13 protein-coding genes are annotated in these 17,171 nt (G+C 64.8%); 11 read left to right on the plus strand and 2 right to left on the minus strand.

The window, feature by feature from the left end; translation table 11 throughout:
• Positions 1-2 precede the first annotated feature (2 nt).
• Together H7007_RS05740 and guaA are read left to right on the plus strand one after the other, a co-directional pair.
• The gene (locus H7007_RS05740) at positions 3-1,106 is read left to right on the plus strand and encodes a GuaB3 family IMP dehydrogenase-related protein (RefSeq protein ID WP_350340623.1); all 1,104 of its coding nucleotides are present in this window, start codon (positions 3-5) and stop codon (positions 1,104-1,106) included.
• A 127-nt stretch (positions 1,107-1,233) separates the two neighbouring features.
• Positions 1,234-2,775, plus strand: coding sequence for a glutamine-hydrolyzing GMP synthase (gene guaA, locus H7007_RS05745; RefSeq protein ID WP_287153799.1), 1,542 nt, complete (start codon positions 1,234-1,236; stop codon positions 2,773-2,775).
• Positions 2,776-2,985: 210 nt separating this feature from the next.
• Here the strand turns inward: guaA and H7007_RS05750 are convergent, their stop codons facing one another.
• A complete protein-coding gene (locus H7007_RS05750) occupies positions 2,986-4,224 on the minus strand; it encodes an acyl-CoA dehydrogenase family protein (RefSeq protein ID WP_287153800.1) in 1,239 nt (412 codons plus the stop codon).
• Positions 4,225-4,638: 414 nt separating this feature from the next.
• Between H7007_RS05750 and H7007_RS05755 the strand changes: the two genes are divergently transcribed.
• A complete protein-coding gene (locus H7007_RS05755) occupies positions 4,639-4,779 on the plus strand; it encodes a hypothetical protein (protein ID WP_287153801.1) in 141 nt (46 codons plus the stop codon).
• 32 nt (positions 4,780-4,811) lie between these two features.
• A complete protein-coding gene (gene pcrA / locus H7007_RS05760) occupies positions 4,812-6,983 on the plus strand; it encodes a DNA helicase PcrA (RefSeq protein ID WP_287153802.1) in 2,172 nt (723 codons plus the stop codon).
• A gap of 155 nt (positions 6,984-7,138) precedes the next feature.
• Here pcrA and H7007_RS05765 read toward each other — a convergent pair whose 3' ends face one another.
• Positions 7,139-7,876: a zinc ribbon domain-containing protein gene (locus tag H7007_RS05765; RefSeq protein WP_287153803.1), complete on the minus strand. Its 738-nt coding sequence runs from the start codon at positions 7,874-7,876 to the stop codon at positions 7,139-7,141.
• A gap of 621 nt (positions 7,877-8,497) precedes the next feature.
• Here H7007_RS05765 and H7007_RS05770 point away from each other — a divergent pair.
• The 7 genes from H7007_RS05770 (at position 8,498) to H7007_RS05800 (ending at position 16,805) form a co-directional block, all read left to right on the plus strand.
• Positions 8,498-8,989, plus strand: coding sequence for a gamma carbonic anhydrase family protein (locus H7007_RS05770; protein WP_287153804.1), 492 nt, complete (start codon positions 8,498-8,500; stop codon positions 8,987-8,989).
• A 118-nt stretch (positions 8,990-9,107) separates the two neighbouring features.
• A complete protein-coding gene (locus H7007_RS05775) occupies positions 9,108-10,352 on the plus strand; it encodes a thiolase C-terminal domain-containing protein (RefSeq protein WP_287153806.1) in 1,245 nt (414 codons plus the stop codon).
• 1 nt (position 10,353) lies between these two features.
• Positions 10,354-10,881 carry a Zn-ribbon domain-containing OB-fold protein gene (locus H7007_RS05780; protein ID WP_287153808.1) on the plus strand — a complete coding sequence of 176 codons (528 nt, stop codon included), beginning with the start codon at positions 10,354-10,356 and terminating at the stop codon, positions 10,879-10,881.
• Positions 10,882-10,917: 36 nt separating this feature from the next.
• Positions 10,918-12,381: a class I SAM-dependent methyltransferase gene (locus tag H7007_RS05785; protein ID WP_287153810.1), complete on the plus strand. Its 1,464-nt coding sequence runs from the start codon at positions 10,918-10,920 to the stop codon at positions 12,379-12,381.
• A 638-nt stretch (positions 12,382-13,019) separates the two neighbouring features.
• Complete coding sequence (locus H7007_RS05790; RefSeq protein ID WP_350340624.1) at positions 13,020-14,168, plus strand: acyl-CoA dehydrogenase family protein; 1,149 nt, start codon at positions 13,020-13,022, stop codon at positions 14,166-14,168.
• 121 nt (positions 14,169-14,289) lie between these two features.
• The gene (locus tag H7007_RS05795) at positions 14,290-15,480 is read left to right on the plus strand and encodes an acetyl-CoA C-acetyltransferase (protein WP_287153814.1); all 1,191 of its coding nucleotides are present in this window, start codon (positions 14,290-14,292) and stop codon (positions 15,478-15,480) included.
• A gap of 188 nt (positions 15,481-15,668) precedes the next feature.
• Entirely contained in the window at positions 15,669-16,805 is a 1,137-nt protein-coding gene (locus tag H7007_RS05800) for an acyl-CoA dehydrogenase (protein ID WP_287153816.1), read from the plus strand.
• The last annotated feature ends 366 nt before the right edge of the window (positions 16,806-17,171 follow it).

Here is a 17,171-nt window from a genome sequence, read left to right on the forward strand (position 1 = left end):
AGATTTCCATCGTGCCGTCGCGGCGGACCCGGGACGCCGACGACGTGGACATAAGCTGGGAGCTGGCAGGTTTCAAGTTCCAGCTGCCTTTCCTGGCTGCGGCCATGGACGCGGTGGTGGACGTCCCCATGGCCATCGCCGTGGGAAAACTGGGAGGGCTTGCCGTTCTCAACCTTGAAGGCCTCCAGACCAGGTACGAGGACCCCCGACCGGTCTTCGAGGAGATAGCGTCCTTTTCCAAGGAGGAGGCCACGGCGGGGATGCAGAGGCTCTACCGGGAGCCCATCAAGGAGGAGCTCATCTACCGCCGCATCCGTGAGATCAAGGAGGGGGGCGTGGTGGCGGCGGCCTCACTGACCCCCCAGCGGGTGGAAAAATATTACAAGATAGCCCTGGAAGCTGGCTTGGACATCCTGGTCATACAGGGGACGGTCATCAGCGCGGAACACGTTTCTACCCGGACCGAGCCCCTCAACCTCAAGAAGTTCATCGCCGAACTCCCCATCCCGGCCATCGTGGGCGGTTGCGCATCCTACTCCACGGCCCTGCATCTCATGCGCACCGGCGCGGTGGGGGTGCTGGTGGGAGTGGGGCCGGGCGCCGCGTGCACCACGCGGGGCGTCCTGGGCGTCGGGGTGCCCCAGGCCACGGCCCTGGCCGATGCCGCCGCGGCCCGCGTGAGGCATCTCACCGAGACCGGGAACTACGTGAACGTCATCGCCGATGGGGGGATGCGCACCGGTGGGGACATCGCCAAGGCCATCGCCTGCGGCGCGGACGCAGTGATGCTCGGCTCTCCCATCGCCTCCGCCAAGGAGGCGCCCGGTCTCGGCTACCACTGGGGAATGGCCACCTTCCATCCCGAGCTCCCGCGCGGCACGCGGGTGAAGACGGAACAGCGCTGGACGCTTAAGGAGATACTGGTAGGACCGGCCCACGAGAACGACGGCACGGTAAACCTCTTCGGAGCCCTGCGCATGTCCATGGCCACCTGCGGTTACGAGAGCATCAAGGACTTCCAGCGCGCCGAGGTGATGGTAGCCCCCGCCGTGCGCACCGAGGGCAAGGCCCTGCAGTACGAACAGGGCGTGGGCATGATCAAATGAGAAAGGCACTTCCCGCGGCACGGTTTTACGCGACGCCGCTTTTCGGTTTTCGTTTCGAGGAGCAGGCGCCTCGCTTCCGAGGGGGGAGGGAGCCCGTCGGTGTACACAGGGAGGAAGGGAGAGGACGTTGAAGTCTCGTCCTGAGGACTGCGTGCTGGTGGTGGACTTCGGCGCCCAGTACGCGCAGCTCATCACCCGCCGGGTGCGGGAGTGCAAGGTCTATTCGGAGATCGTGCCTTACGACATCCCTCCCGACGAGATACTCCGCCGGGGAGCCAAGGCGCTCATCTTCTCCGGAGGGCCTTCCAGTGTTTACCAGGAAGGGGCTCCCAGGCCGCATCCGGACATCTTTCGGCTGGGCCTCCCGATATTGGGTATATGCTACGGACACCAGCTCATCGCCCGGGAGATGGGCGGGAGGGTGGAGGCGACCGGCGTCCGGGAATATGGGAAGACGGACCTGGAGGTCGTCGGAGGGAGCGTGCTCTTCGAGGAGCTGCCCCTCAAACAGACGGTCTGGATGAGCCACGGGGACAGCGTGGTGGAGGCTCCTCCCGGCTTCCGGGTCACCGCCCGCACCGCCGCCTCACCGGTGGCGGCCATGGAGGACGTGCAGCGGAAGATGTACGGGGTGCAATTCCACCCCGAGGTCGTCCATACCCCCCTGGGCATGGAGGTGCTCAAGAACTTCCTCTACAGTGCGGCGGACCTCCTCCCTTCCTGGACCATGGTCTCCATCATCGAGCAGGCGGTGGAGGAGGTCCGGGAGACGGTGGGGGAGAACAAGATCATCTGCGGCCTTTCCGGGGGAGTGGACTCCGCGACCGCCGCCGTCCTGGTGCACAAGGCGGTGGGGGACCAGCTGACCTGCGTCTTCGTGGACCACGGCCTCCTGCGCAAGGGCGAGGCGGAACAGGTGGAGGACACCTTCCGCCGCCACTTCCACATGAACCTCATCCACGTGAAGGCCCAGGACCGCTTCTTGGCCCGCCTCAAGGGGGTCACCGACCCCGAGGCGAAACGCAAGGCCATCGGGGAGGAGTTCATCCGTGTCTTCGAGGAGGTGGCCCGGGAACTCAAGGACACCCACTACCTGGTGCAAGGGACGCTCTATCCGGACATCATCGAGAGCGGGACCCGGGACGCGGCGCGCATCAAGTCCCACCACAACGTGGGCGGATTGCCCGAGGACATGGACTTCACCCTTGTGGAGCCCCTGCGCAACCTCTTCAAGGACGAGGTCCGGGCCGTGGGGGAGGAGCTGGGGCTCCCGGAGGAGATCGTCTGGAGGCAACCCTTTCCCGGGCCGGGGCTGGCTATCCGCATCATCGGCGAGGTCACCGCGGAGAAGCTGGAGATCCTGCGCGAGGCGGACGCCATCGTGGTGGAGGAGGTGAAGCGCGCCGGCCTCTACCGCCAGCTTTGGCAGTCCTTCGCCATCCTTCCGGACATAAAGACGGTGGGGGTCATGGGGGACGAGCGGACCTACGCCTACCCCATCGTGGTGCGGGCGGTGACCAGCGAGGACGCCATGACCGCGGACTGGGCCCGCCTCCCCTATGATGTGTTGGAAAGAATATCCAACCGGGTTATCAACGAGGTACGCGGCGTGAACCGCGTGGTCCTGGACATCTCCTCCAAGCCTCCGGCGACCATCGAGTGGGAATGAGCCGCGGAGCCGGGGCGGGAGGCCGTATCCTTCCCCCCGGGGCGAGTGTCGGTTGGGTTCCCCTGCGATCCCTTCCCTCGGGCTTAAGCCGAGAAGCTTTACCCGGGAGCCCTTTTCCCCCGACGGGCGTCTGGTTTGTGAATATCCCGCACGGCGAAGGGTGATGGGGTCCCGGCTGGTCCGGAGATTATCTCAGGCGCAGGCCGAGCCTCAGGCGTAGGCCGAGAACCCCGGCCCCAGGAGCTCCCTCCCCACGATGAGTTTCTGGATCTCCGCCGTCCCGTCCGGGATGGTGAGCATGCGGGCGTCCCGGAAGTACCTCTCCAGAGGGTATTCGTCAGACAGGCCCATCCCGCCGTGTATCTGTATGGCGTCGTAGGTGACCTTCACCGCGGCGTCGCAGGCGTAACCCTTGGCCAGCGAGGAGAGCATGCGCGCCTGGGGGTCGCCCCGGGTCACCGCCCACAGGGCCTTGTAGCCCAGCAGGCGGGAGGTCTCGGTGAGGGCGGTCATGTTGTAGAGCATCTCCTGCACCAGCTGGAACCTCCCAATGGGCTTCCCGAACTGCACCCGTTCCCGGGCGAATTTTATGGAGGCGTCCAGGGCGGCCTGGGAGATGCCCGCCGCGGCCAGAGCCATGCCGCTGCGCAGGAAGGCGAAGATGACGTTCTCCGGGCTCATCCGGGAGAGCACGCCCATGAACCCCGAAGACTGGAGACGCGAGGGGTCGAGCTCCACGCCCAGCTCCCGCAGCCGCTCCGGATCGGAGAGCGTCCTCTGGACCATGTCCAGGACGTTGTTCTCCCTCGGCACCCGGCAGTTGTCGAAGTATATCTCGCCGGTGGGTGCCGCTCTCCAGCCCAGCTTGTGCAGGGTCCCGGTCTGGAAGGGGGAGACCTCCTTCTCCACCAGGAGGAAGATGCGGTTGCCCTTGTCGTCGTTGGCCACCAGCAGGCAGATGTCGGCCACCGGGGCGTTGCTTATCCAGGTCTTGGTCCCGTTGACCACGTAATAGTCCCCGTCCAGTACCGCGGTGGTGCGCATGGCCCGGTTGTCGGAGCCCGCCTTGGGCTCGGTGATGGCGTAGCAGCCGATGACCTCGTTGCGCTCCAGCCTGGGAAGCCACCTGCGCCGCATGTCCTCCGGGCCCAGATACACCAGGGCTGCGGGGAAGGTCAGGCCCACCAGGCCCGCGGCGCTGGGCCACACCCGGAACATCTCCTCGGCGAGTATGCCCACGCAGACGGGGTCGGACCCCAGCTCCCGCAGGCTGTCCAGGTCAAAACCCACGCCTACCTTGCGGAACCGCCTGAGCAGGTCCAGGGCCTCCTCCCGGTCCATGGGTCCTTTCTTCTCCTGGGCGTCCACCAGGGGGGCTATCTCCCCTTCCAGGAAATCCCGGAGGTTTTCCCGGAACATGCGCTGCGATTCGTCGAACCCGAAATCCAAGGCTCATTCCTCCTCTCTCATCCCAAGGGTGAGGGCGGCTCGGCGTCGCGCCCCTCCGAGGTCCGGTTCGCCGGACAGGAAAATCAGGTGCGGGTGGCAGGGATGGTGTCCTCCGGCGAGCCCTGCGGGAGGGACCCCTCCCTGTCCCGCCCCGCGTGAGACCGGTCCTGTGACCGTTTAACTAATACCCCGCCGCGGCGGGTTTAAACCCTGCGGGTTCGGTGTCAGGAGGCGGGGAAGACGTTTCCTCCTCTTTGAGGGGCGTTCCCGTTAGCCCCGAAGAAAGCCGGGCATGCGGGGTCCTCACCCGGGACGTTTGTGCTTGTTCCCGGCGGAGGTTTATGGCCGTGCAGCATCGGTGGACACCGGGTGGGAAGGCCTTCCGGCGTCTGCCGGAGGTATTTTGCAGGAGGGATGGGACGAAGGACCTCGAGATCGAGGGCTTCCGGCGGGGGATTGGGCACGGAGGCAGAAGGGGAGAAGGTAAAGCTCGGGGTGGTCTCCGTTCCTTTCCGGCAGTACCGCGGCGACATCTGTCCCCCGCCGGTAATATAGTCTTTAGAAAACCGGAGAGGAGTCATAAGGCCATGACAGACAAGAAGGAAACGGACATCCTGAAGGAGCTGAACCCGGAGCAGCGGGAGGCCGCGCTCCACTTTGACGGGCCCCTGCTCATCCTGGCCGGGGCGGGAAGCGGGAAGACCCGCGTGCTCACCTACCGGGTGGCCCTCCTGGTGGCCTCGGGCCGGGCGGCCCCGGAGAACATCCTGGCCATCACCTTCACCAACAAGGCCGCGGAGGAGATGCGGGGGAGGATACATCACCTGGTGGGTCAGAAGGCCTCCTCCATATGGATATCCACCTTCCACGCCGCTTGCGCCCGCATCCTGCGCCGCGAGGCGGAGAGGCTGGGGTTCAGGAAGAACTTCGTCATCTACGACGACGAGGACCAGCTGCGCCTGGTGGGCAGGGTGATGAGGGAGCAGGACCTGGACGTGAAGCGATTCCCGCCACGCGTGGTGCGGGCGGTGATCGAGAAGGCCAAGATCGACATGCTGGACCCCGAGGGTTTCCGGAGCCGCGTCCATGACGACCTCACCCAGGTGGCCAGTGTCGTCTACCTCGCCTACCAGGAGGAACTGCGCCGCAACAACGCCATGGACTTCGACGACCTTTTGCTCAACACCATCGCCCTCTTCGAGCTCTTCCCCGCCGTCCTCGAGCATTACCAGAGGCGGTTCACGTACATCAACGTGGACGAGTACCAGGACACCAACCCGGCTCAGTACCGCCTGGTGCGCCTGCTCTCCGCATCCCACCGCAACCTTTGCGTGGTGGGCGACGACGACCAGGGCATCTATTCCTGGAGGGGGGCCGACCTGCGCAACATCCTGGAGTTCGAGCGGGATTTCCCCGAGGCCAGGGTGGTGCGACTGGAGCGCAACTACCGCTCCACGCGGGTCATCCTGGAGGCTGCCAACCACGTCGTCTCGCGCATCGCCGGCCGCCGGGAGAAGCGCCTGTGGACGGAACGCGAGGAGGGGGAGCCCATCCGCTATCTCTTCGCCCCCTCAGGCTCGGAGGAGGCGGCCTTCGTGGCCGCGGAGGTGGACCGCCTGGTGGAGGAGAGAGGTTACCGCCACCGGGACATAGCCGTCTTCTACCGCACCAACGCCCAGTCACGCCCTTTCGAGGAGGTCTTCCTGCGCGCCGGCATACCTTACAAGATCGTGGGCGGCTTCAAGTTCTACGAGCGCAAAGAGGTCAAGGACGTCCTGGCCTACCTGAAGTTCATCCTCAACCCCGACGACGCCGTCAACCTGCGCCGCATCATCAACGAGCCCCGCCGGGGCATCGGCGAGACCACCCTCGCTCATCTGGAAGGTTTTGCCAGAAAGGAGGGCATATCCCTGTGGGAGGCGATACGCCGGGCGGATGAGGTGCCCGCGCTGGGACAGGCCGCGCGGCGCAAGCTGGGCGAGTTCGCGGAGCTGGTGGAGGAGCTGCGCGGCAGGTCGGCGGAGACCCCCCTCCCCGACTTCATGCGCCTGGTGCTGGAGCGCACCGGGTACCTGGAGGCCCTGCGCCGCGAGGGCACTTTCGAGGCGGAAGGAAGGCTCGAGAACCTGGAAGAGTTGTTAAACGCGGCCACGGATTTCCACGCCGTCCACCCCGGGGAGGGCCTGGAGGCCTTCCTGGAGCGCACCTCCCTGGTGGCGGAGATAGACCTCTACGACGAGGAGGAGGGAGCGGTCACCCTGATGACCCTGCACAACGCCAAGGGGCTGGAATTCCCCGTGGTCTTCATCGTGGGCATGGAGGACGGCGTCTTCCCCCACCTGCGCTGCATGGATAGCGAGGCGAGCATGGAAGAGGAGAGGCGGCTCTTCTATGTGGGGGTCACCAGGGCCAAAGACCTCCTCTATCTCACTGGGGCAGCCACCCGCTCCCAATACGGGGACCTGCGCTTCCTTCCCGAATCCCGCTTTATTAGGGACATCCCGACCCGCTGCCTAGAAGTGCTTTCCACCTTCCAGTGGGAGAGGGGGAAGGCTCTGGAGAACGCGGAGGAGCGACGCCTGGAATCCCTGGCCGCCTCCTACCGGGTGGGGGACCGGGTGGTGCACGAGGTGTGGGGCGAGGGCACGGTCATGGGGGTGTCCCGAGGGAGGAGCGGTCCGGAGATAACCGTCCATTTCCGGGGAGTGGGGGAAAAGCTCCTCCTCCTGCAGTATGCGCCCATCCGCAAGGTGGGCTGAGGCTCGGGGTGGTCGCATAAAGACGCGGGTCTTCTAAGCCGCTTCCTATGCACCCACTATGCATCGGGGGCCGAAGCTCGTGGGCCGCCCGCGGGGTTTAATCGTTGCCGGGCCCGCTGAACGCATACGTGTACGGCGGGGTTGAGGAGTGACGTTCACTTTATCATCTTCATGGTCTGCAGCAGGGATTCCACCGCCCGTGAGGCGGCCAGCCGCATGACCTCCATCTGCTCCTCGAGGGACACGTTGAAGTTCTCGTCGAGCACCGCCTCCGGAGGCCGGTAGAGCTCCAATCCCGACCCCGAACCCCTGCTGACGATGCGGTTCTCGCGGTTGTCCAGCAGGAAGGCGCTCAGGCGCACGAAGCCGAACCCGCTGTCCGGACCGGTGCCCGAAGTGTGCAGGCGGGGGTAGCGGAAGAAGAAGTAATCTATCTCCGGCAGGAAGAGGTATTCCGGGTCGTAGCGGTTCTGGATGATGACGAAGAGCTCGGTGGGCACGTCCGCCGCCTCATCGGCTATCCGCTCCACCTCGTCCGGATCCGGAACTTCGTAGAAGACCATGGGTTCCAGGTAGCTCTTCACCAGCCGAGGGAGCATGCGTTCCGCCTCCCGGAAGTAGAACTCCTTCTGGCTGGCCATGAGCCGCGATCTCTCCAGGTCACTCTGCATGTAGAGCTGGCACCCTATGGCCATGGCCGGGGAGAGCTCGCCGTCCCTTGAGACCAGCTCTCCGTATTCCCCGAGGTCCTCGGGCTCCTGGCCGCTCTCCACGAAGGGCATGATGACGATGCGCATGAGAGGGACCAGCTTGGCGCCGCAGGAGGTGCAGAACTCGGCGCCCGCTTCCCCGTAGGAAAGGCACTGGGGGCAGTAATACCTTTTCTCCGTCAATCTTCCTCCTTCAGTGGCCAGAAGGGGGCGCCATCGAGCGCCCGTCCCATCTCCGCCGTTTGCATCGCAAGGTCCATCCGCCGATTCCGCTCCATGTTATCGACTAGGCAACCGGCTCACTTGAGAAATGCCGGGGCGCGGAGGCGTCGGGGCTCTCCTGACGGGACTGGTCTCCTGGGCTCCGTGGCATTGCCTCTTTCTCCGGCCATTGTCGGGCCGATGGGAGGACTTCGTTTCCTCGTTCTTCGGGTTTCGCGGGACTCCGGGGCATCACGGAAGCGGGCCGAGGCGCGTTTTGGGAAAGGACAAGCGTGGGGGGGAGTCCCGGGGCGGACCACGGGTCGTCATGGCGGTTCGTGACGGTTCGTCGCCGCGTCGGGTATCCCTCCCTGCCAAGGGCGATCTTTCGTTCCTCGAAAAAGCCACGCCGTAGGTTTCACGGAGACACGGCGGAAGAGGGGAAGGGGATGAGAGGCGGCGGAGCAAGCGTTTAAACGGCGGTCGGGCGGATGTTATAATTACTTGTCGTTTTCCGGCCGGAAGATGGCGCGTTGCCGCTGGCGGACCGCCCGCGGCACGCGCGGAGACGGGGCTCATGCGGATGAAAGGGAGGTAGACCCGATGCTCGTGCCCTACGGTGACAAGTCGCCACGGGTTTCTCCCGACGCCTTCCTGGCCGAGGGGGCCCGGCTCATCGGGGACGTGAAGGTGGGTTCTCATGCCAGCATCTGGTACAACGCCGTGCTGCGCGCCGATCGCGGGGAGATCGTGGTGGGAGAATATACCAGCATACAGGACTGCTGCGTGCTGCACGGCCCGGTGACGGTGGGGAACTACGTGACCTGCGGGCACGGGGCCATACTCCATGGGGCCACCGTGGAGGACAACTGCGTCATAGGCATGAACGCCGTGATCCTGGACGGCGCCGTGGTGGGCCACGGAAGCGTGGTGGCCGCGGGAGCGGTCATCCCGCAGGGAATGCAGATACCCCCTCGCTCCATGGTCATGGGGGTTCCGGCCAAGGTGACCAAGGAGCTTCCGGAGGAGAACGAGGAGAAACTGCGCCTCACGGCACAGGCCTACTTCGAGTTCGCCCGGCCCCACATGCGGTAACAGGGCAGTTTCCAAGAAGCAGGGTAGAGACATGGGGAGGTGATCCGGTCCTGATCTTCACGCATTCATACGCGCATGGATCCGCCGTGGGTCGGATTCCGTTCGCCGAAGGTAGATCTTGAAGGAGGGAGGTACGGATATGGAGGTGTTGAACAAGAAGAGAAGGGTTTTCGTCCTGGGAGGAGGGATATCCAAGTTCGCGGCGGAGCGGGCGGACGGCAACATGAGGGACTGGGTGAACGAGGCCGTCCTGGAAGCCCTCGAGGACGCCGGTGTGGACATCCAGGACATCGAGCACAGCACCACCAGCTATTTCAGTGATCACTTCGACAAGCAGTTGAAGGCCGGTGCGATCTTCCACGACAACATCGGCATGTGCCCCAAACCCAACGTGCGCGTGGAGGGAGGAGGGGCCACGGGAGGCCTGGCCATCCGCAACGCCTATGCCTATATAATGTCCGGGATCTGCGACTCCATGATCGTCTTCGGGGCGGAGAACATGGGAAGGCACGTGCCCTCCGACGTGGCCCAGCAGTTCATCGCCCTGGCCTCGGACACCGACTGGGAGGTCCAGGTGGCCGGCTTCTACATCGCCTATTACGCCATGATGATGGTGGCCCACATGGAGAAGTACGGGACCAAGGAGGAGCAGTTCGCCCTGGTCAGCGTGAAGAACCACCGCAACGCCATGTACAACCCCAAGGCCCATTATCCCATGGACATAACCGTCGAGGACGTGATGAACTCGCGCATGATCACCTACCCCTACAAGCTCCTGGACAACTGCCTGCTCTCCGACGGCGCGGCGTGCCTCATCTTCGCCACCGAGGAATGGGCCAAGAAGCACTGCCGCACCTGGGAGAGGAAGCCCACCATCGAGATGACCGGCACGGGGTGCGGGACTGACTTCATGAGGATGGCCGACCGCCCGCATCCCTATCCCGGCATCACCCACTTCCGGGGCAAGCGGATGGCCGCGGAGCAGGCCTATAAGATGGCCGGGGTGAAGAATCCCCTCGAGGACTTCGACTGCTTCGAGGTCCACGACGCATATTCGGGCGTGGAGCTGGTGAGTTATGAGGACCTAGGCTTCTGCAAGGAGGGTGAGAGCGGGAAGCTCATGGAGAAGGGCGTCTTCGACCTGGGCGGCGAGCTCCCCACGAACACCTCCGGAGGACTGATAGGGTTCGGTCATCCGGTGGGGGCCACGGGTATCGCCCAGGGAGTGGAGATCCTGCGCCAGCTGCGCCAGGAGGCTCACCCCAAGCGGCAGGTGGAGCTCAACGCCAAGCGGGGCGGGATGGACAGCCACGGAGGTACGGGCACCTTCTGCGTGGTCAACATCTTCGAAAGGAGGGATTAGGATGGGTACGGAGCTCATTTCCAACCTGCTCGAGATATTTACCGCCGAGGACCCCATGCCGTTCGACCACCCGGAGGGGGATCCCTGGAAGGATTTTCGCCAGATCATGCGCATAGAGTGGAAGATGGAGTTCAGCTATCGGCATGTATTGGGAAAATATTCCAAGTTCTTCATCGAGCTGGCCAACAAGAGGTTCTTCACCACCGAGTGTCCCAAGTGCGGGAAGGTGTGGGGGATCCCCAGGCCGCTGTGTGCCGACTGCCTGAGCATCACCAGGTGGAAGGAACTTCCGGGCACCGGGGTCTTGTCCAGTTTCTCAGTCTCCTACTTCGTCCCCGCCTTCATGAAGGTGGAGACCCCCTACGTGCTCGCCCTGGTGAAGATGGACGGCGCGGATACCCTTTTTACCCACCAGCTGCGCAATTTCGGAAGGGTGGAGGACATAAAGGTGGGCATGCCCGTGAAGGTGGCCTACGCCACGGAGCCGGTATCCCATCCCATGCTCCTCATGTGGTTCGAGCCGGCCTGAAGCCCGGAGAGGGTCGGGCGGCGCGGCGGCGGGGAGATGGACGACAGGTTGTTGGCGGCGATGCGGTGCCTGGTCTGCGGCGCAGACGGGCTCACGGCTTCAAAGCAGACTGCCGAAGCCTTGGAGAAGACCACGATCGCCTGTGCTTCCTGTGGAAAGACCTACCAGGTGAGCAAGGGCATCGCCGATTTCCTGGTGGACCCGCCGCCGGAGGTGGTGCGGGAGAGGGAGGCTTTCCGGGCCTTGTTGCCCGGTTCTCCTGCTACTCCCGAGGATTGGAAGGAACACCGCCGCACCATACTGGCTTTGCCCATGCTGGATGGACGTCCCCTCCCCAAAACGGACCTGGAAATCTGGAGGCGGCACGGCCGGGAGGCCTTCGGCATCTGCGAGGGGCTCGATTTCCGGGGCCTCCGGGTGCTGGAGCTGGGCGCCGGAAGGTGCTGGTATTCCGCGCACTTCGCGCGTCTGGGGGCGGAGGTGGTGGCCGTGGACATCCTCGAGGACGAGGTCATGGGCCTGGGTTGCGGCCGGTTCTTCGAGGAGGAGGAAGGGCTCCGCATCCACCGGGTGCTGTGCGACATGCACCGCCTTCCCTTCCGGGACGGGTCCTTCGATGTGGTGGCGGCCACGGCCACCTTGCACCATTCACCGGACCTCCCCGCCCTTCTGGCCGAGGCGAGGAGGGTGCTGAAACCCGGTGGTTTGCTCCTAGCGGCCAACGAACCCCTTTACGTGCCCTGGCGGGAGGCTCCGGAGGAGGAGAGGAAGGGCGCCCACGAGGGGGCCTACCCGCTCTGGGCATGGGTTCGCTTCCTGCGTCGGGCGGGTTTCCGCCTCACGGAGATCAGGGCTGCGCAGGGACTGGTGGCCTCGCTGGCATTCAAGGCGGTAAAGGATGGAACCCGGTCAGGGAGCATCCCCGGTCTTTTACCGGGAATGGCGCGTTACGGGATACTTCTCGCCCTCTCCCCGCTGCAGGCCGTACGCCGGGAGGCCAGGGCCCGGGCGGCGGGCCGGCCCATGCTCCCGCTCCCGGAGCGAAAATCCGCCTACCTCAGGGCCCGGCTGTCCGGGAGGGGGCTGGAGGGGGAGGCGCGGGTCGATAACCCCGCCCACTGGGGACCGGGATGGTACCCTCCCGAGCTTCCCGCGGGGGAGGAAGCGCCTTTCCGCTGGTCGGGCCCGCGCTCCCGGCTGCTCATGCCATCGCCCCGGGGGGCCGGGGCGCTGGTTCTCGAGCTGGCCACCTTCCACCCTTCCCCCTGGTCCCGGCCCGTGGATGTGGAAGTAAGCGTCGGCGGGAAAAAGGCTGGGGAGGCGAGGATAGAGCGCCACGGCTGGCACACCTTCCTATTTGCCTTGCCCAGCCTTGAGAGGGGCAGGTTAGTGAGCATCTATCTGAGGGTACGGAGAGGCTACTTCCGTCCTTCGGAAGTGGGAATCGCCGGGGATGCGCGCCTTTTGGGAGTGGCCTGCCGCTCCGCCCGCTGGGAGTGAGGGAGGGAGGGATTCTTATACCCGCCGTGTCGCCCGCGCCTGGTGAGGGACAAAGACGGCTTTGCTTTACCTCCAGGCGGAGGCCTAACACGGACGGAAATCCTCCCAATCATTGAGTGGCGCTTGGCGCCTCCGGCCCGGGCCGTATCTGGAGGAGGCCTTGCCGGATGGAAAGGCTCCTTCTAACGCGACTTTACGGCGCGGATATACGTTGTGACCGCTTTCATGTCGAACATGGTGCCGTATGGACCGGTCACCTCATGGTCCGCACGCCGCGAAGACCGCGGAAAGCGCATTCCCGCCAACCCATGGTTGCATAGGCAGGCGCTGCCGGTTCTCGCGCCGGCGATTCGTCACGGAAGTGCGAGTGTGGCCGTGAATCGGGGAAAGAACAGTGATCTCATCGGGATGGAGAAGGCGACCATGGACAGGCGGTCACCCGCATCGGGAGAAGAACCCCGCTTCGCCGATCGTTGGATAAAGCCTGATGTTTACTATATAATCCCCACGGGATTCCATCCCTCCGGAGGATCTCCGCGGGAGCCGTGGCCTGCGACGGCCCTTCCGGCGGCTCCCGGAAGCGACGTGGCCTGCGGATGAGGTAAGGCAGGGAGCTGGAGAAGAGGCAGGTGATGAGTATGCTTTTCGAGCTGGACGAGGAAAAGCGGCTGTTTCGCCAGACGGTCCGCGACTTCGCAGAGCAGGAGATCCGCCCTCACGTTGAGCGCTTATGGGAGACCGGCGAGTTCCCCTACGATATCGTGCGCAAGATGGGGGAGCTCGGCCTTTTGGGCATCCCCTGGCCGGAGGAGTACGGCGGGGCGGGCGGGGACTACCTGGCCTATGCCATCGCCGTGGAGGAGCTGGCCAGGGTGGACGGTTCCTGCGCCATCACCGTGGAGGCGCACATCTCCCTGGGATCGGCGCCCTTCTACTACTACGGCACGGAGGAGCAGAAGAGGGATTGGCTGGTCCCCCTGGCCCAGGGCAAGATGCTGGGGGCCTTCGGGCTCACCGAGCCGGAGGCCGGCTCGGACGCCGGGAACACCAAGACCCGCGCGGAGCTCAGGGACGGCCACTGGGTTATCAACGGCACCAAGTGCTTCATCACCAATCCGGGCACGGAGATGAGCGGGGTGGTGACCATAACCGCGGTGACCGGCATCCGCCCCAGCGGGAAGAAGGAGATCTCCAACATCTTCATCCCCAAGGGGACCCCCGGGTACAACATCGCCCCCAAGTACAGGAAGATGGGCTGGCACGCCTCGGACACCCGGGAGCTGAACTTCGTGGACTGCAAGGTGCCCGAGTCCAACCTCATCGGCAAGCGGGGGGAGGGCTTCAAGCAGTTCCTGGACTGCCTGGACGGGGGGCGCATCGCCATCGCCGCCCTGGCCGTGGGCACGGCACAGGGGGCTTTCGAGGAGGCCCTGCGCTACGCCAAGGAGCGGGTGCAGTTCGGGCAGCCCATCGGCAAGTTCCAAGGGGTGTCCTTCAAGCTGGCGGACATGGCCACGGAGATAGAGCTGGCCCGCAACATGGCCTACAAGGCGGCGGCCATGCGCGACGCCGGCGTGCCCCACACCAAGGAGGCCTCCATGGCCAAGCTCTTCGCCTCGGAGATGTGCATGCGCGCCGCCACCCAGGCGGTGCAGATATTCGGGGGCTACGGCTTCATGGAGGAATACCCGGTTTCCAGGTTCTTCCGCGACGCCAAGATCCTGGAGATCGGGGAGGGCACCTCGGAGGTGCAGAGGATGGTCATCTCCCGCGAGCTGGGCCTGTAGCGGAGAGGGCGACGGCGAAGCGGGGGATGGAGAATAGGTATAGTGAGCGTGGATACCGGTTTGGAGCCGGGTTGTGGGATTAAGGAGAGCGGCATCGGTCGCGGCATCAGGGAGGTAGGAGATGAAGGAGACGGTCATAGTCAGCTCGGCGCGGACCCCCTTCGGCAGGCTGGCGGGGGCTCTGAAGGACTTCACCGCCCAGGAACTGGGAGGAATTGCCATCCGGGAGGCTTTGCGAAGGAGCGGCATCGACCCGGCATCCGTGGACTGCGTCATCGTGGGGCAGGTCCTTACCGGGGGCCAGGGGCAGATCCCCGCCCGCCAGGCGGCGGTAAAGGGCGGGATCCCCAAGGAGGTATGGTGCATCAACGTGAACAAGGTGTGCATCTCCTCCATGTCCGCCCTGGAGATGGCCGACCAGATGATAAAGCTGGGCGAGGCGGAGATCGTCGTGGTTGGAGGCCAGGAATCCATGACCAACGCCCCCTACCTCGTCCCCAAGGCCCGCCTGGGATACCGCATGGGCAACGGCACCCTGGTGGATGGCATGATCCATGACGGGCTGTGGGACGCCTTCGAGAACGTGCACATGGGCATGGGGTCCGACATCTGGGCCCGCAAGTACGGGATCACCCGGGAGCAGATGGACCTGGTGGGGGCCCGTTCCCACCAGAGGGCGGCGGCGGCCATGGAGAAGGGGCTCCTGGCGGAGGAGATCGTCCCGGTGGAGATCCCCCAGAAGAAAGGAGAGCCCCTCATCTTCGACCGCGACGAGGGGGTGCGCCCGGACACCACGGTGGAGAAGCTCGCCGCCCTGAAGCCGGCCTTCGACAAGGAGGGCTCCATAACCGCCGGCAACGCCTCCCAGATCAACGACGGGGCCTGCGCCGCCGTGGTCATGAGCGCGGACAAGGCCCGGGAGATGGGCCTGGAGCCCCTGTGCAGGATCGTCAGTTACGGGTGGAGCGCCGGGGAGTTCGCCGACCTGCATCCCCAACCGGCACTGGGCATACTCAGCGCCCTGAAGAAGGCCGGCCTGGAGGTCAAGGACCTGAAGCTGGTGGAGATAAACGAGGCCTTCGCCAGCGTCGTGTGGCGCTCCACGGAGCTCCTGGGACTGGACCCCGCGGAGATGGAGAACGTCAACGTCAACGGAGGGGCCATAGCCTTCGGGCACCCTATCGGGGTGAGCGGTCTGCGCATAGTAACCACCCTGGCCTACGAGCTGCGCCGCCGCGGGGGCGGCTACGGGGCCGCGGGGATATGCGGCGGCGGCGGCCAGGGGGACGGGATGGTCATCCGCGTGGGTTGAGGGCCTCCCCAAGGAGGCGCGGGAAGGAAAGCCAAACGGTCTTTCCGGAGGCGAGGGCGCCGGAGACGATTCACAGTCCTGGAGGGTCCATGATGGCCCATGGTCGCCATATAGGTTATAAAGATGCTTGACGGGCGATAGCCGGTGGCGCACCGGGACGGGTCCCGGTAAGGAAGGAGGAACGCAAGATGTACGAGCTGACCGAAGAGCAGAAGATGTTGCAGCAGACGGTCCGCCAGCTGGCCAAGGAGAAAGTGGAGCCGCGGGCGGCGGAGATCGATGCCAAGGGCGAGTACCCTTGGGACATGTTCGAGCTCCTGCGGGACAACGACCTTCTGGCCCTCTGTTTCCCGGAGGAATACGACGGGGCGGGGGCCGACCTCCTCACGGTATGCATCGCCATCGAGGAGCTGGCCCGGGTGTGCGTGAACACCAGCCTCATCCTGGGGGTGAACAAACTCGGATCCACCCCCATCCTCCTGGCGGGGAACGAGGAACAGTTGAAGAAGTACATCCCGCCCCTGGCCCGGGGCGAGAAACAATGCGCCTTCGGCCTCACCGAGCCGGGAGCGGGTTCCGACGCCGCGGCCATGACCACCCGGGCGGTGCGCAAGGGCGATGTCTACGTGATCAACGGCCAGAAGTGCTTCATCACCAACGGCGGGATAGCCGATACCTATTCCATCTTCGCCAAGACGGACGAGAGCGCGGGGGTCAAGGGCATCTCCGCGTTCATCGTGGAAAAGGACTTCCCCGGCTTCGAGGTGGGTAAGATCGAGCACAAGATGGGCATCCGCGGCTCACAGACCACGGAGCTCATCTTCACGGACATGGAGGTCCCCGCGGAGAACCTGCTGGGGAAGGAGGGCGAGGGCTTCAAGATCGCCATGATGACCCTGGACCGCACCCGCCCCACCATCGGCGCCCAGGCGGTGGGGCTGGCCCAGGGGGCCCTGGATCACGCCGTGGCCTACGCCAAGGAGAGGGTGCAGTTCGGAGGACCCATCGCCCGCCTGCAGGGCATACAGTTCATGCTGGCGGACATGGCCATGCAGATCGAGGCCGCTCGGCAGCTGGTCTATTACTCGGCGGCCCTCGTGGAGAGGGCGGGGCGCGAGGCCTCGGCGGTCTCGGCCATGGCCAAGTGCTTCGCCAGCGATGTGGCCATGAAGGTCACCGTGGATGCGGTGCAGGTGCTGGGCGGTTACGGCTACATGGTGGAGTACCCCCTGGAGCGCATGATGCGCGACGCCAAGATCACCCAGATCTACGAGGGCACCAACCAGATCCAGCGCGTGGTCATCGCCCGCCACCTCCTCGGCTAAGGGGTCAGGTCTTGAAATGTGATACCCCTAAGGGTATAAGGCGAAGATGATGCGGGAATGAACGTTTTCCGCATGACGGAGGAGGCTTATTAGGTTAGGCTTTGGCGGGATAAGGAAGGACGTCATTTTCATGGAGGGGGGATGAGTATCCCCCCTCATTTTCGTCTCCCATCCTGGGAGCGGGCATCCTTTCCGCGAGACACAGCAGCTTCCAAGGGAGCGCCGGGATCCCATGAGAGATAAAGGAATCAACGGACGGGCAGGCATCTTTCCAGGGATAAGCGTATTATGTCCGGGGAGCGGGCAACCTTTCCAGGGTTTTTCAAGTAATACGAGGATTTCTTAAAGCAACCGGAGCCCTTGTCG

It is taken from the genome of Candidatus Solincola tengchongensis, from assembly GCF_015711935.1.
In the GTDB taxonomy this organism is placed as follows: Bacteria; Actinomycetota; Geothermincolia; order Geothermincolales; family RBG-13-55-18; genus Solincola_A; species Solincola_A tengchongensis.